The sequence below is a fragment of the Paraburkholderia tropica genome (genome assembly GCF_914484835.1).
Taxonomy (GTDB): domain Bacteria; phylum Pseudomonadota; class Gammaproteobacteria; order Burkholderiales; family Burkholderiaceae; genus Paraburkholderia; species Paraburkholderia tropica_A.
The window spans coordinates 92,836-107,839 of sequence record NZ_CAJZAR010000039.1 but is presented as its reverse complement, the minus strand read 5'-3'; the positions used below and the strand labels follow the sequence as shown (position 1 = coordinate 107,839).

Annotated in this window: 14 protein-coding genes; 3 read left to right on the top strand and 11 right to left on the bottom strand. The window is 64.7% G+C overall.

The annotated features are described in order from the left end of the window. Positions 1-5: 5 nt before the first annotated feature. The 5 genes from benB to LDO54_RS10590 all read right to left on the bottom strand — a co-directional run bounded on the left by benB (position 6) and on the right by LDO54_RS10590 (position 4,482). A complete protein-coding gene (gene benB / locus LDO54_RS10610) occupies positions 6-494 on the bottom strand; it encodes a benzoate 1,2-dioxygenase small subunit (protein ID WP_224009967.1) in 489 nt (162 codons plus the stop codon). Further along, on the bottom strand, positions 491-1,849 hold the full coding sequence (locus LDO54_RS10605; protein ID WP_224009965.1) for a Rieske 2Fe-2S domain-containing protein: 1,359 nt from the start codon (positions 1,847-1,849) through the stop codon (positions 491-493). The genes benB and LDO54_RS10605 overlap by 4 nt, the downstream gene beginning before the upstream one ends. Positions 1,850-1,965: 116 nt before the next feature. Then, positions 1,966-2,901, bottom strand: a complete 936-nt coding sequence (gene catA, locus LDO54_RS10600) for a catechol 1,2-dioxygenase (protein ID WP_224009963.1) — start codon at positions 2,899-2,901, stop codon at positions 1,966-1,968. 111 nt (positions 2,902-3,012) lie between these two features. Next, entirely contained in the window at positions 3,013-3,303 is a 291-nt protein-coding gene (gene catC, locus LDO54_RS10595; protein ID WP_224009961.1) for a muconolactone Delta-isomerase, read from the bottom strand. Between the two features lie 42 nt (positions 3,304-3,345). After that, positions 3,346-4,482 (bottom strand): muconate/chloromuconate family cycloisomerase, encoded by a 1,137-nt coding sequence (locus LDO54_RS10590; RefSeq protein ID WP_224010131.1) that lies wholly within the window; start codon positions 4,480-4,482, stop codon positions 3,346-3,348. 197 nt (positions 4,483-4,679) lie between these two features. Here LDO54_RS10590 and LDO54_RS10585 point away from each other — a divergent pair, with 197 nt between their 5' ends. Then, on the top strand, positions 4,680-5,597 hold the full coding sequence (locus LDO54_RS10585; protein WP_224009958.1) for a LysR family transcriptional regulator: 918 nt from the start codon (positions 4,680-4,682) through the stop codon (positions 5,595-5,597). A 29-nt stretch (positions 5,598-5,626) separates the two neighbouring features. On the opposite strand, the gene LDO54_RS10580 is transcribed toward LDO54_RS10585, so the two are convergent. From LDO54_RS10580 to LDO54_RS10565, 4 genes are all read right to left on the bottom strand, one after another. Further along, positions 5,627-6,961, bottom strand: a complete 1,335-nt coding sequence (locus tag LDO54_RS10580) for a type II toxin-antitoxin system HipA family toxin (protein WP_224009957.1) — start codon at positions 6,959-6,961, stop codon at positions 5,627-5,629. A gap of 3 nt (positions 6,962-6,964) precedes the next feature. Next, complete coding sequence (locus LDO54_RS10575) at positions 6,965-7,228, bottom strand: helix-turn-helix domain-containing protein (protein ID WP_224009955.1); 264 nt, start codon at positions 7,226-7,228, stop codon at positions 6,965-6,967. A gap of 128 nt (positions 7,229-7,356) precedes the next feature. Next, complete coding sequence (locus LDO54_RS10570; RefSeq protein WP_224009953.1) at positions 7,357-8,733, bottom strand: LLM class flavin-dependent oxidoreductase; 1,377 nt, start codon at positions 8,731-8,733, stop codon at positions 7,357-7,359. 206 nt (positions 8,734-8,939) lie between these two features. Beyond that, positions 8,940-10,487, bottom strand: coding sequence for an MFS transporter (locus LDO54_RS10565; RefSeq protein ID WP_224009951.1), 1,548 nt, complete (start codon positions 10,485-10,487; stop codon positions 8,940-8,942). A gap of 291 nt (positions 10,488-10,778) precedes the next feature. On the opposite strand from LDO54_RS10565, the gene LDO54_RS10560 reads away from it, so the two are divergent. Together LDO54_RS10560 and LDO54_RS10555 are read left to right on the top strand one after the other, a co-directional pair. Further along, the gene (locus LDO54_RS10560; protein WP_205991658.1) at positions 10,779-11,615 is read left to right on the top strand and encodes a MetQ/NlpA family lipoprotein; all 837 of its coding nucleotides are present in this window, start codon (positions 10,779-10,781) and stop codon (positions 11,613-11,615) included. Between the two features lie 173 nt (positions 11,616-11,788). Continuing rightward, positions 11,789-12,166, top strand: a complete 378-nt coding sequence (locus LDO54_RS10555; RefSeq protein WP_224009949.1) for a DUF427 domain-containing protein — start codon at positions 11,789-11,791, stop codon at positions 12,164-12,166. Between the two features lie 36 nt (positions 12,167-12,202). Here LDO54_RS10555 and LDO54_RS10550 read toward each other — a convergent pair whose 3' ends face one another. Beyond that, positions 12,203-13,573, bottom strand: a complete 1,371-nt coding sequence (locus LDO54_RS10550; protein ID WP_224009947.1) for an MFS transporter — start codon at positions 13,571-13,573, stop codon at positions 12,203-12,205. Positions 13,574-13,973: 400 nt separating this feature from the next. Continuing rightward, positions 13,974-14,972 carry a transcriptional regulator FtrA gene (gene ftrA / locus LDO54_RS10545; RefSeq protein WP_224009945.1) on the bottom strand — a complete coding sequence of 333 codons (999 nt, stop codon included), beginning with the start codon at positions 14,970-14,972 and terminating at the stop codon, positions 13,974-13,976. Positions 14,973-15,004 lie beyond the last annotated feature (32 nt).

Sequence of the window (15,004 nt, the reverse complement as noted above, 5' to 3'; positions counted from 1 at the left end):
CGACATCACACGTGATAGACGTCGAGCACTTGCCGGATATAGTCGTTTTTCAACACGATCTTTTTATAGGCAATCAGTAATTGATCGCCCGAGCGGCGCAAGGTCACGAACATGGTGCCGAAGAAATGATCGGTGACCTTGTAGCGATGATTGAGCGTGTGAAAGTTGTAGCGCACGTCCACTTCGTCGCCGCGATCGGCCAGCACTTCCACGTTCGTGACGTTGTGGCCCGTGCGCGGCTCCGGCATCGAAGCGCCGCTGCGCTCCGTCTTGATGCGGAACACGCGATCTTCGAGTCCGCCTCGATCCGGGTAATACATCAGCGACACCTGGCTTTCGTGGTCGTCGGTCAACTGATCGTCGTCGTCCCAGGCGGGCATCCAGTAGGTGACATCGTCCGCGTAACAGGCCAGCCATTCGTCCCACTGCCGGTCGTCGAGAAAACGCGCTTCGCGATAGAGCGTCGCGCAAATCGTTTGATAATCGATGCTCATACCGGCAACTCCTCGCTTTCCTTCTTGAGCGCGTCGCGCATCACGCGCACCCAGTATTCGTGCTGCACCACGAACAAACCTTCGTCTTCGCTGCGTTCGCCGGAAATCAGCGGATTCAGGCCCATCTTTCTGGCGTTATCGTCGGCGCCTTCGACCCACAGCGGCGCGCCGCGCGAGAGATCGTTCCAGAGCGCCGTGGTGCCCGCATAACCGTTCTGGCAGGCGCGAAACTCTTCCAGATCGTCGGCCGTACCCATGCCGGAGACGTTGAAGAAGTCTTCGTATTGACGAATGCGCGTGGCGCGGTCTTCGGCGCTCTCGCCTTTCGGCGCGAAACAGAAAATCGACACCTCGGTTTTATCGACGCTGATCGGACGCACCACGCGAATTTGCGTGCTGAACTGATCCATCAGAAACACGTTCGGATACAGACACAGATTGCGCGTTTGATTGACGATGAAATCGGCCTTCGTTTCGCCGACGCGCGCCTTGATTTCGTCGCGCTGACGATAAACCGGGCGCACTTCGGGATTCATCGTGTTGGTCCACAGCAGAATATGTCCGTGATCGAAGCCATACACGCCCGCGATCGATTTGCTCCAGCTATTCGCGTCGACGGCCTGCGTGCCGTCTTCCTTGCGGCGGCCCATCGTGGCGGCGTAATTCCAGTGCACGGTGCTGACGTGATAACCGTCGCAGCCGTTTTCCATCTGCATTTTCCAGTTGCCTTCGTAGACATACGAGGAATTGCCGCGCAGCACTTCGAGCCCTTGCGCGGCCTGATCCACGATCTGGTCGATGATCACGCGCGCTTCGCCGAGATAATCTTCGAGCGGCATCACATCCGCGTTGAGACTGCCGAACAGGAAGCCGCGATAGTTCTGGAATCGCGCGACTTTCTTCAGATCGTGCGAGCCGTTCTTATTGAATTGCACCGGATATTCAGTGGTCTTTTCGTCCTTCACTTTCAGCAATTTGCCGGTATTGGCAAACGTCCAGCCGTGGAAAGGACACGTAAAACTGCCCTTGTTGCCGTGCTTGCGGCGGCACAGCATCGCGCCCTTGTGCGCGCAGGCATTGATGATGGCGTTCAGCTCGCCGGTTTTATCGCGCGTGACGACCACCGGCTGGCGGCCGATCCACGTGGTGTAGTAATCGTTGTTGTTCGGCACCTGGCTTTCGTGCGCCAGATAAACCCAGTTGCTCTCGAAGATGTGTTTCATCTCCAGATCGAACAACGCGGCATTCGTGAAGATATCGCGACGGCAACGGTACACACCGGCTTGCTTGTCGTCCTGCACCGCAGTGGCTAACAGGTGTTCCAGTTCGTTGGCTTTGTCGATGGTGGCGGACATGGTTTCTCTCCGTAGGCGCGAGCAAGCTCCTGCACGGCTTTCGCGCATCGGTGTGCATTGAATCTCGCGGGAACCCGGCGGCGACGGTGGCGTGGCACCGTCGCGCTGGCGGGCGATTACGCCGTCGCGGCTGCGCGCGGGCGGTTGACGATCTGGTTGTCCTTACCCTGCACGAGCGTGGTCAGGGAAAAGTCGAACGCAATCGACTTGTAGGCATCGGCCTTCAGGCCCAGCGACGCGCCGCCGGTCTTGTCGACGACGTGAGGAATCAGTTCCTCGCGCGTGGCGTAGGCGAAGTCGTCCCAGATCAGCGGATCGCCTTCGATATTGAATTGCGTCGTGAGCTTGCGGTGGCCTTCGCTGGTGACGAAGAAGTGCACGTGCGCCGGGCGATTGCCGTGACGCGCGACGGCGTCGAGCAACTGCTGCGTCGCGCCTTGCGGCGGGCAGCCGTAACCCACGGGCATCAGCGTGCGGATTTCGTACTTGCCGTCCGCGCCGGTGCGCACCGCGCCGCGCAGATTGAAGTCGTCCTGCGCGCCCGTCGGGTCGAAGTGCGAATAAAAGCCCTTCGAATTGGCGTGCCAGCATTCGACCACCGCGCCCGCCACCGGCTTGCCGTCCGGGCCGGTCACGGTGCCGTGAATGACGAGCGGGCCGGCTTCGGCGTCGGGGTTCAGGTCGATCTTCGAGACGCCCTCGCGCACCGGTGCGCCGGCCACGTAGAGCGGGCCTTCGATCGTGCGCGGCGTGCCGCCTTCGATGCCGGCCGCTTTATCGGCGGCGTCCATGCGGATGTCGAGATACTTTTCCAGACCGAGGCCGGCCGCCAGCAGCGCCGCCTCGCCGTCCTGGCCGAGTTTGTTCAGATAATGGATACCGGCCCAGACTTCGTCGGGCGTGATGTCGAGGTCGTCGATGGCCTTGAACAGATCGCCCAGCAGGCGGCTGAGCACCTGCTTGAAACGCGCATTGCCGCCTGCGCCTTCCGCGTTGGTCGCGGCCTTGAGGAGGTCCTGCACTTCTTTCGTGTCGAACACTTTCACGTTCATGATCACTGTCTCCACTTAATCTTTTAGCGGGGGAAAATTTTCAATGGGGCGTGGTCGCCCTCTAATAAGGAATGGGGCTATCGATGTTGCAGCCCGGTCTTCAACTCCGACTCAAATATCGTTATCGCGAATCGACGACGGATGACGGCACAGCGGCGTCACCGAAATGTCCATATACGGAAACAGCGGCAAGGCGGTGAGAATGTCGTGCAGTTCCGCATTGCTTTCGACGTCGAAAATGCTGTAATTCGCGTATTCGCCCACGACGCGCCAGATATGGCGCCACTTGCCGCTACGTTGCAGATCCTGCGAATAAGCCTTTTCGCGCGCCTTGATTTCGTTGGCGACGTCGGCGGGCATATCGGCCGGAATCTTCACGTCCATGCGTACCTGGAAAAGCATCGTTGAATCCTTTATCTGCAATCTGTAACGGGATAGCGCGATTTAGCGCGTGACTTTGATAAGACCGTCGCGCGTGAATCGCTTGACCTTCGCTTCGTCGAGTTCGATGCCGAGTCCCGGGCCGGTCGGCACGGTCAATTCGAAATCGCTGTAATCGAGCGGCTGGGTCAGAATTTCCTCGGTGATGAGCAGCGGGCCGAACAATTCGGTGCCCCACTGCAAATTGGCGAAACTGGCGAACAGATGGGCCGAGGCCGCCGTGCTGAACGCGCCTTCGAGCATGGTGCCGCCGTACAGTTCGATGCCGGCCGCGTCAGCGATCGTCGCCACGCGTTGCGCCGCAAAGAGCCCGCCGCTTTGTTCGATCTTGATCGCGAAGACGTCCGCGCCGTGCTGCTTCGCGATCTCGAAGGCGCTTTCCGGGCCTTGCAGGATTTCGTCGGCCATCAGCGCGACCGGGAAGCGGCGCATCAGGCGCGCGAGCGCCGCTGCCGAAGCCACCGGCTGCTCGACCAGTTCGCAGCCCGCGTCGGCAAGCGCCGGAATCGCCCAGGCCGCCTGCGTTTCGCTCCACGCCATGTTCACGTCGACGCGCACCGCCGCGCGGTCGCCGAGCGCGCGCTTGATCTGCGCGACGTGCTCGATATCGGTCTTGAGCGCCTTCGCGCCGATCTTCAGCTTGAACACGCGATGACGGCGCGCTTCGAGCATCGCTTCGGCTTCGGCGATGTCCTTGGCCGTGTCGCCCGACGCGAGCGTCCACGCCACCGGCAGACGATCGCGGCGGCGGCCGCCGAGCAGTTCGCTCACGGGCACGCCGAGGCGCTTGCCCTGCGCGTCGAGCAAGGCGGTTTCGAGCGCGCTCTTGGCGAAGTGCGTGACCTTCACGAGCTTGCCGAGATGCGCCATCAGGGCCTGAATACGCGTGGCGTCCTGGCCGATCATGGCGGGCGCGAAGTACGCATCGATCGCGAGCTTCATCGCCTCGGGGCTTTCCGGGCCGTAGGCCATGCCCGCGATGGTCGTGCCCTCGCCCACGCCGATCACGCCGTCGCTGCAAAACACCTTGACGAGCATCAGCGTCTGGCCGTGCATGGTGGCGACCGAGAGCTTGTGCGGGCGGATCGTCGGCAGATCGACGAGAGAGGTTTCGATACGTTCGATCGTCGCGTAATTCATGGCGGCAACGGCAGGAGTGGAGTTCATGGAATGGATTTATACGCGTCGCCCAAAGGGACCGTCCAATACTTTTCGGGCTGCGGCTTCATACCTTTGAGGTATAGTAGTTATCGCAAATACGAGGGAAAACCCGTATATGACAGGTAAATTCATGCTCGCGAGGTATGGCGGGCGAGCAAATCAGGCAGGCGGGCAATATGGAACTGAGACATCTGCGCTACTTCGTGGCCGTGGCCGAGGAGCGCAATTTCACGCGCGCCGCGCAGCGGCTGCATATCGCGCAACCGCCGCTGTCGCGGCAGATCCAGCAGCTTGAAGAACTGCTCGGCGTGCAACTGTTCGAGCGCGACTCGCGACCGCTCAAGCTCACCGACACCGGGCGCTTCTTCTATCAGCACGCGGTGCAGCTGCTCGCGCAAACCACCGAACTCGAATCGATGACGCGGCGCGTCGGCAAGATCGAGCGCGGGCTCACGGTGGGTTTCGTCGGCTCGACGCTGTACGGCATGCTGCCGAAGATCATCCGGCGCTTTCGCCAGGAGAATGGCGCGGTCGAACTGAGCCTCGTGGAAATGTCCACGATGGATCAGATCAAGGCGCTCAAGGAAGGCCGTATCGATGTGGGGTTCGGGCGCATCCGGCTCGAAGATCCGAGCATTCGCCGCGTGGTGCTGCGCGAGGAGCGCATGATCGTCGCGCTGCCGCTCGGGCATCCGCTGATCGACGCGAAGCCGGAACTCTCGCTGCACGACCTGCTCAACGAGACCATCATCATCTTTCCCAAGCAGCCGCGTCCGAGTTACGCCGATCAGGTGCTCGCGGGTTTTCACGATCGCGGGCTCGAACCGATGCGCATTTACGAAGCGCGCGAACTGCAGATCGCACTAGGGCTCGTGGCGGCGGGCGAAGGCATTTCGATCGTGCCGAGCAGCGTCTATGGACTCAAGCGCGACGACGTCTCGTACAAGGATCTCGACGACAAGCAGCTCGTTTCGCCCGTCATCATGAGCATGCGCATGCTCGACGAATCGGAGGATATTCGCCGCATGCTCGAACTGATCTACGTGCTCTACGGCGAAGCGAAAATGGAGCACGTGGCGCCGGCGGCGCGTTGAGCGTGCGGGCGATTCTGTGAATCAGTGAATCATTGCGCAAGCCGTTGCGCGGAAAAACGCAGGCCGTCGAACAGTTTCGTGGCGACGCGCTCGGGAAAGCCCGCGGGCAGCGCGGCGCTCACGGTTTCGATCGCTGCGGGCGTGCGCTCGATCAGACGCTCGATAATCGATTCGGCATCCGAACCATAATGACAAAGCTGCGCCGTGGCGTTGAAATGCGCGCGCTTCACGTCGCGCATGCGGTAGTGACGGCTCTTGCCCCACACCGCCATCGCCAGCGACGCCTTGTGCCACGACCACTGATTGCCGCCGTCACCGGCCACGGGCCAGATCGACATCACGTCATAAAGCGGCGCGAGCTGAAAACGGCCGCCCGGCAGCAGGCGCAGGCTGAAATTCTTCGCGTGGCCGTCGGGCGCGGCCATCATCCAGTAGACGATTTGCGCGGCGAGAAAGGTTTCGATATCCGCGCGCGCCTGCTGGGACTGGCGCAGCAGATCGGCGATCTCGCGCACGCCGGGACCGCCTTCGGCTTCGTACTTGAGATGCGGCGCGACGCCGAGCGCCTGGCAGAAGTCTTCCTGCGGCAGGCGCAACAGCGCGCCCGTGCGCGACACGGCGCGGTCGAAGCGCTCGACCGCGAGCACCTTCTGCGCGCCGAACGTGACGATGCGCGCCGACGAGGCCGGCAGCCCATACGCCGCGAGCAGCGCGAGACACAGCCACTCGTTCTCCACCGAGGTATTGAAATCGACCTTGCGATGGCCGATCAGGCCGAGCGGCAGCTTGAGGATGTGCGTGGTGGGCGTGGCGCCGTGCGGCAGCAGCCAGCGGCCTTCGTGATGGAGCAGCGCGGTCTTTTCCTGCGCGCCCGCAAGCGAGATGCGCAGCGGCTCGTCGTTATCGCCGTCATCGTCGGCACGCGCGGGCAGCGCGCCCGAGGCTTCGAGCAGCAGCCGTTCGATGTCGGACTCGTCGAGCGGCGTGCCTTCGATACGCCCCGGCGGCACGGGCGTTTCGTCCTCGTCGAGCAATTGCACGGCGCCCACGCAATCGCGCCCGATCGCCTTGAGCAGATCGAATGCGTCGACCGAGCCGGTGCGAAAGCGCGCGGCGATGCGGCGGCGGATCGGCAGGCTGTCGGGCAGCAGATTGTCGAAGTAATGATGGACGCGCTCGCCGCGCAGCGGCCGCTCGCCGATACCGAACGGCAGCGACAGCGAGAGCGGCCGACCGGCCTCCGAGACCTTCCAGGCGGCGTCGTAGCGCAGTTCGGCTTCGCCCGTGACGCCGAGCGTCCAGGTGCCGACGCGCTCGCCGTTGGCCCAGATCGACAGGCTGCGTGAATGCGATTTGCGGCCCATGCGCTACCACTCCAGCCGGTCTTCGCGCGCCTCCAGCACCCCGCTGTTGTCGCGCGACTGCACGCAGAGTTCGAGGCCGTAGAGCGAAAGCAGCGCGAGCATCTGCGCCAGCGAGATGCTGGCCGTGCCGGTGGTTTCGAGCGCCGACAGGCGCGGCTGGCCGATGCCGAGCGCGCTCGCGGCCTGCGCCTGGGTCAGTCCGTACTCTTTTCTGGCCGACAGCAGAATTTCGGCGAGCGCCGCCGGCGTATTGACGATGATCTTCATGGGATATTCCTGTGAAGCATAAAGCGAGTATATGCCTCTGAGGCATAAATCACAAATATCGCTTATACGCATAAACAGGAAATATCGCCGTCACCGATATTTTGAGCACGACCGCGCACCCGCCCAACTCAAATGGACGCCGTCTCCTTGTGCCGGAAACCCGCGCCGGTATGGCGCTCGGGCAGCGTGTCGCCCTCGCCGAACAGCTTGTGGCGCAGCGAGCCGGGTTCGTAGGCGGTCTTATACAGCCCGCGATTCTGCAACTCGGGCACGATCAGATCGACGAAATCCTCGTAGCTCTCGGGCACCACGGTGCGGCTCAGATTGAAGCCGTCCACGCCCGCCTCCTCGACCCACGCCTGCAACTCGTCGGCCACCTGCGACGCGCTGCCGACGATGGCCGGATAGCGTCCGCCCAGTTCGAACATCTCCAGCAGCGAGCGGCGCGTCCAGCCGTGCTGCTGCGCCGTGCGCGTGGCCGATTCGATGGCGTTGCCCGGCGTGTAGTCGACCGGCGCGTCGAGATCGTATTGCGCGTAGTCGATGCCCGTGCTCGCCGCGAAGTGCGCGAGCCCCGCCTCGCGGCTCGCGTACTGGCGATAGTCCGCGTACTTTTCGCGCGCCTCGCGCTCCGTCGCGCCCGGCACGACCGCCGCGCCGACGAACACCTTCACGTCGTCGGGACGGCGCCCCGCGCGCACGAGCTGCTCGCGCAAGGCACGTACCGTTTCGCGTCCGACCGCGCGATTGGGCGGCGAAATGAACACGCACTCGGCGTGACGCGCAGCGAAGCGCTGGCCGCGTCCCGAACTGCCCGCCTGAAACAGCACCGGCGTGCGTTGCGGCGACGGCTCCGCGAGATGGTAGCCGTCGACGTCGTAATAACGCCCCTTATGCTGCACGCGATGCACCTTCGCCGGATCGGCGTAAACGCGCCCGGCCTTGTCGCGCCGCACCGCGTCCGCTTCCCAGCTGCCTTCCCACAATTTATACAGGACTTCCAGGTATTCGTCGGCGCGCTCGTAACGCTCGTCGTGCGGCAGCTGTTCGCGCACGCCCATGGCGCGCGCCGCGCTGTCCAGATAGCCGGTGACGATATTCCAGCCGATGCGCCCCTGCGTCAGATGATCGAGCGTGGAAAAGCGCCGCGCGAGCAGATACGGCGCTTCGTAAGTGAGATTCACCGTCACGCCGAAGCTCAGATGCTGCGTAGCCGCCGCCATCGCGGGCACGAGCAGCGTGGGATCGTTCACGGGCAACTGAATCGACTCGCGCAGCGTGACATCGACATTGCGCTGATAGACGTCGTAGACGCCGACGATATCGGCGAGAAACAGCCCGTCGAACAGGCCGCGTTCGAGCGTACGCGCGAGATCGGTCCAATAGGCGAGTTGGCGATAATCGGCCGAGCGGTCGCGCGGATGCGTCCACAGGCCGTGATTGATATGGCCCACGCAATTCATGTTGAACGCGTTGAGCAGAATCGGTTGCTTCGTCTTCGGCATGACAGGATGGCTTCGAATGGACCGGTGAGCGCCTCGCCCGCGCATCGCGGCGGGCGAGTCCTGCGGTCATTTGAACAGCCCCTGCGGCAATCCCCTACTAGAAAATCCGCGATTGCATATGAGGTTTTCGGCTATGGAGCAAGCACACCGATGCGTGCCGCCATGCTCAGCCGCTCAGCCGCTCAACCACTCAACCGCTCAACCGCTCAACCGCGCAGGCACGCGGGGCAATCGTCGGCGCGTCGCGCGGCCTCGCTCGCTGGCGGCGCGTAATCCTCGCCGTCGATGTCGTAGCCCGACGGTTCCCAGCGAATCGCGAGCAGCACGAGCAGCGAGGTCAGCGGCGCGACCGCGATCACCCAGAACACTTTCGTGCCGAGCGCCGCCGCCAGCACCGGAAACAGAAACAGCGAAATCGTCGACGACGAACGCACGAGCGTCTGATTGAAGCCCACGCCGATGCCGCGCAGCGAAGTCGGATAACTGAGCGACGCATACGTCATCGAATGCGAGCCGGGGCCGAAGCCCTGCCCGAACAGATACGCGCCCAGCAGCAGAATCGCGAGCGCGACGAACACGCCGCTCGACGGATGGCCGATCAACGCCAGCCCGATCAGCGCGGTGACTTGCAGCGCGTGCCCCGCCACCGTCATCTTCCAGGCGCCGACGGTGGGCGCGGTGCGCACGCCAATCAGGCCGCCGACAAAAGCGAACAGCAGATTGAGCAGCAGCGAAGCGACGATGGTCGTGAGCGGCCCCTGCTTCAGAAAACTCGCGATGATGACCGGCAAGCCGAAAATGATCGCGTTATAGCCGAACGACGAAGCCGCGCCGATGGTCGCCGCGAGTATCGTGCGGCGACGGTAGGTGGCGTTGAACAGCACGCCGTAATTGCGCCACGACGCGGCGCGCGGCGTGTGTTGCTGCGCGGTGGTGCTGTCGTCGCGCTCGACCACGGCGTCGACGCCCCACGAGCGTTTGAGAATGCGCGCCGCGCCTTCGAGATCGCCCTGATTCGCGGCCCAGACCGGCGACTCGCTGATATACCGGCTGCGCACCGCGATGATCAACAGCGCCGGCACCGCGCCGAACGCGAGCGTCAAACGCCAGAGCCAGTCCGCGTGATGCGCGGGCAAAATCGCGTAGAGCGCGAGAATCAGCAGATAGCAGGTGCTCGTGGCCGCGTACCACGCGGGGCACCAGGCGGCCACGCTCGCGGCCTTGTTGCCGCGTCCGGCCACGCGCGAGAATTCGGCGAGAAAGGCCATCGCCACGGGCAGATCGAGCCCCACGCCGAAGCCCATCAGAAAGCGCGCGCCGCCGAGCACCCACGCGTTGGGCGCGAGCCCGGCCGCGATGGCGGCGACCACGAAGAACAGCATGTCGGCCATGAAGACGCGATAGCGCCCGATGCGGTCGGTCAGATAGCCGCCGAACAGCGCGCCCAGAATCGCGCCGAACGTGATCGCGGCGGAGACGAAACCCACCTGCACCGGCGAGAGCGCGAATTCGCGCGCGATGTCCTTCACGCCATAGGCGAGCGAGGTGAGATCGTAGGCGTCGAGAAACACGCCGCCGAGCGCGATGGCGATCACCACGCGCGCCTTGCTGCCCGTCTGCGCCCCTTCGTTGACGATGCGCGCGACGTCCTGCGCCGAGCGGATGACGGGCCGCGTGGGCGGCGCGGCGGCGTCGGTGCGCGCATCGAGGCGATCGGCAGGATCGGCGTGCGCGGGAACGGCGAGAGTCGACATGAGCGGAATCCGTGCGGAGTGACGATCGGTGCATCGTAGTCATCGCCCGGTCCGCCGCAAAACGACGAATACGCATATGCTTCGCGCGAGACGTGCATTGCGCGCATTCGGCGCGTTCCGTGTGCTGGCCGCATCGCGCCCCAGATACGCCAGTCGGTCCAGCCATAAGCACGCGCCGCGATGTGCTTATCAGCCTGCGTGCGATAAGCAACGTGTGCGAAATTGGTTGGGCGCGGCCCGCCCGCGTCCTAGCATCGCCCCATCTTTCACTCCGCCACGGGCGCCCTCACTATGAACAAGAACAAAAGAACCCTGATCGCCGCGGGACTCGCCTCGCTCACGCTCGTCGCCGGTCTGTTCGGGCCGCTCGCCTCGGCGGCGCAGGCCGCGCAGACGCTGCGCGTGGGCATCATGTCCGGCGAGGACGAGGACGTCTGGCGCGTGGTGGCCGCGAACGCCGCGCAACACGGCCTCGACATCAAGGTGACGACGTTCTCCGATTACACGCAGCCCAACGAGGCGCTGTCCGAGCACGATCTCGACGCCAATTCGTTCCAGCACAAGCCTTATCTCGACGCCCAGGTGGCGGCGCGCCACTACACCATCGTGCCGGTGGGCTTCACCTATGTGCAGCCGATCGGGCTCTACTCGCGCAAGTATCCGTCGGTCGCGGCGCTGCCGCAGGGCGCGACCATCGGCGTGCCGAACGATCCGAGCAACGAAGGCCGCGCGCTGCTGCTGTTGCAGGGCCAGGGGCTCATCAAGCTGCGTAGCGACGTCGGCCTGCTGCCCACGGCACGCGATATCGCAAGCAATCCGAAGCAAATCAAGATCAAGGAACTCGATGCGGGAATCGTCGGACGCGCGATCGGCGACCTCGATGCCGCCGTGGTCAATACCGACTGGGCGATCAAGGCCGGCATCCGCATTCCGCAAGAGCGCATCGCGCAGGAAAAGGTCGATGGCAGCCCGTACCGCAACTTCATCGCCGTGAATGAGAAGGACGCGAACGCGCCGTGGGTGAAGACGCTCGTCGCCAGCTACCAGCAGCCGAACGTGGCGGCGAAGATTCTCGCCGTCTATCACGGCGTGACGCTGCCCGCCTGGAACGGCGCGCCGCAGCAGTAAATTCTCACCGGCAGTCATCAATCTGTCATGACCAGGCGGCGCCCTGCCGCCTGACCTTGCAGCGCGGCGCGGCGCGAGCGGCATTTGCGGCTTCGCCCTACACTGTCGAGCGAGCGCAGCACGCGGCAACCGCCACGGCCGTGCGCCGAATGCCGACCGCAAGGAGCCGCGTCATGCCAACGAAAACCGTGAAAATCCCCGGGCCGGATCATCCGATCACAATCGAGCCCACGTCGAAACGCGTGGTCGTGAAGATCGCGGGACACACCCTCGTCGACACGCGCCACGCGCTCACGCTGCGCGAAGCGAACTACCCGCCGGTGCTCTACGTGCCGCGCGAGGACACCGACATGTCGCTGCTCGCGCGCACCGATCACAGCACCTGGTGCCCGTACAAGGGCGACTGCGCGTACTACTCGATCGTGCCGGGCGGCGAGCGCTCGGCGAACGCGGTCTGGACCTACGAGCATCCGCACGCGGCCGTCGAGCCCATCAGAAACCTTCTGGCGTTCTATCCCGACCGCGTGGACGCAATCGAGCAGCTGGACTGACTGCGCGACGGCTGAACGCGTGCCGGCCGCCGCCGCTCAACGCGCCTTGCGCGGCGCGGGCACGCCGATCAGCAGCGCCGCGCCGCTCGTCACGAGCAACGCCGCCAGCACGTAGAGCGCGTTGTCCATGCTGCCCGTGTGCGTCTTGATCAGGCCGATGGCCCACGGGCTCACGATGCCGCTCGTAATGCCGATACTGCTGATCAGCGCGATTCCCGCCGCCGCGGCCTTGCCCGAGAGATACGCGGGCGGCACGGACCAGAAGATCGGCAGCGCGGCGAAGATCAGCACGGCGGCGATCGACAGTATCGCCATCATCGCCGCGAAGCTCGCCAGATGCAGCGTGAGCAGCGAGAGCGCGAGGCCGCCGCCGACCGTGCAGGCCGCGAAGTGCCAGCGCCGCTCGCCGCGCCGGTCCGAGCGCCGTGCGATCAGCATCAGGCCCACCGCGCCCACCGCATTCGGAATCACGGTGTAGAGGCTGATCGCCAGCACGTCGTGCACGCCGAAGTCGCGGATCATCAGCGGCATCCAGAAGTTGAGCGTCAGCGACGCGCAGGTCAGCGAGAAGTAGATGAACGCGAACAGATAGACGCGCGGATTGCGCAGCGCGGCCCCGAACGAGCGCGAATCGTGCGAGGAATGCGACGCGTGCGCCGATGCAGCGTGCGCGTCATCGCGTTGCGCGATCAGTTGGGACTTTTCCGCGTCGCTGAGCCAGCGCGCCTGCTCGGGACCGTCGACGAGCCAGAACGCCGCCAGCAAACCGAGTAGCACGGCGGGCAGCCCTTCGATGGCGAACATCCAGCGCCAGCCTTCGAGTCCGAGCACGCCGCCCATGTCGCGCATGATCCAGCCCGAGACGAGCCCGCCCAGCACGCCCGCCACCGCGACGCCCGCGAAGAAGATCGAGAACACGGCCGCCCGCCGGCGCGGCGCAAACCAGTAGGTCAGATAGAGCACGATGCCCGGAAAGAAGCCCGCCTCGAACACGCCGAGCAGAAAGCGCAGCGCGTAGAAATGCGTGGGCGTGTGCACGAACATCATGCAGGTCGAGGCGATCCCCCACAGCAGCATGATGCGCATGAAGGTGCGGCGCGCGCCGAACCGCGCGAGCAGCATGTTGCTCGGCACCTCGCAGAGCACGTAGCCGATATAGAAGATTGCCGCGCCGAGCCCGTACATCGCATCGCTGAAACCGAGGTCGTGCTTCATCTGCAACTGCGCGAAGCCGATGTTGATGCGGTCGAGAAACGACACGACATAGCAGACGAACAGAAACGGGATGACGCGCCACGCGACCTTGCGGAACAGCAGGTCGTCGCTGGCGCTGGCCGCGCCCGAAGCGTGGGCGGCGGGCGCGAGCGGACGCTCGGACGCGCGGTCCGTGATGATCGATTGAGGCATGAGCCTGTCTCCAAACATTGTGGCGAATCCCGCGCGGCGGGCTTTCGGTCGCCGGCGTCTGACGCGCCGTGGCGGTTCACAGTCGCCCCACCCCGTTCGGCGAGACGCGCGCGATGCGAGGTGGAGACTGTGGGGCCATCATAGGAGCGGCCCAATTTGTTTGTCAATACCAAATCAATTCGCCCAAAGCTAATTTTATTGATCGGATGAATGGGCGAAGCGGCGGACGCCGTGTCCCGCAGACGGTGACGGGCAGGCGCGCGCGCCGTTTTCACGGCGCTGGGCGTTGCGGCCAAAGCGTCGGGCTGGGCGGAATGGAGAAACGCGGAACAGACGAAACAGGCAGCGCAAGCGCGAGCGAGCGTTGGCGTCTTCTGGTCGGATTACTTTGGAATGCTGATTACCCAGCTGAGCGACGCCGCGCGCCGCGTGCGAACTGCTCGCGATACGCCGCCGGACTCGTGAGCGCGATGCGCCGGAAATGCCGCCGCAGCGATTCTTCCGAGCCGAAGCCCGCGAGTTCGGCCACGCGCTCCATGCTCAGCGTCGGCCGCGCTTCGAGCAGATCGCGCGCGACGCTCACGCGCTCGCGCACGACCCATTCGTATGGCCCCATGCCGGTCGCGTCGAGAAATTGACGTTGCAGCGTGCGCGGGCTCATCGCCGCGCGCGCCGCCAGCGACGCCACGCTATGTTCGAGCCGCGGATTCGCGCGCACCCAGTCCATCAGCCGCGCGAGCGGACTGCTCTCGGCGCGCGGCATCGGACGCGGCACGAACTGCGCCTGTCCGCCCTCGCGATGCGGCGGCACGACGAGCCGCTGCGCGACGCGGTTGGCGACCGCGCCGCCGTGGTCGCGGCGCACGAGGTGCAGCAGCATGTCGATGCCCGCCGCCGATCCCGCCGAGGTCAGCACCTGCCCTTCGTCGATATAGAGCGCATCGGCTTCGACCTGAAGCTGCGGATAGCGCTGCTGCAACTTGTCCGCGTAACGCCAGTGCGTCGTGACGCGCTTGCCGTCGAGCACGCCCGCCGCCGCCAGCACGAACACGCCCGAACAGATCGAGCACAGACGCGCGCCGCGCGCGTAAGCGGCGCGCAGCTTGCGCAGCAGCGCCTCGGGCGGACGCTCGTCGGCGTCGCGCCAGCCCGGAATCACGATGGTCTGCGCGCGATCGAGCATCGCCAGCGTATAAGGCGCCGACACGGTCACGCCACCCGCCGCGCGCAATGGTCCGCGCTCCGCCGCGCACACCGCGAAGCGATACCACGCGACGTCGAGTTCGGGCCGTTCGAGCGCGAACAACTCGGTCACGCAGCCGAATTCGAAGGTGCAAAGCCGGTCGTACGCGAGCGCGACGACGAGGTGAGGAGCGGATTGAGGAGCCGGTTCGGACATGGCGCGATGTTACCGGAAAATGACGATCGCGC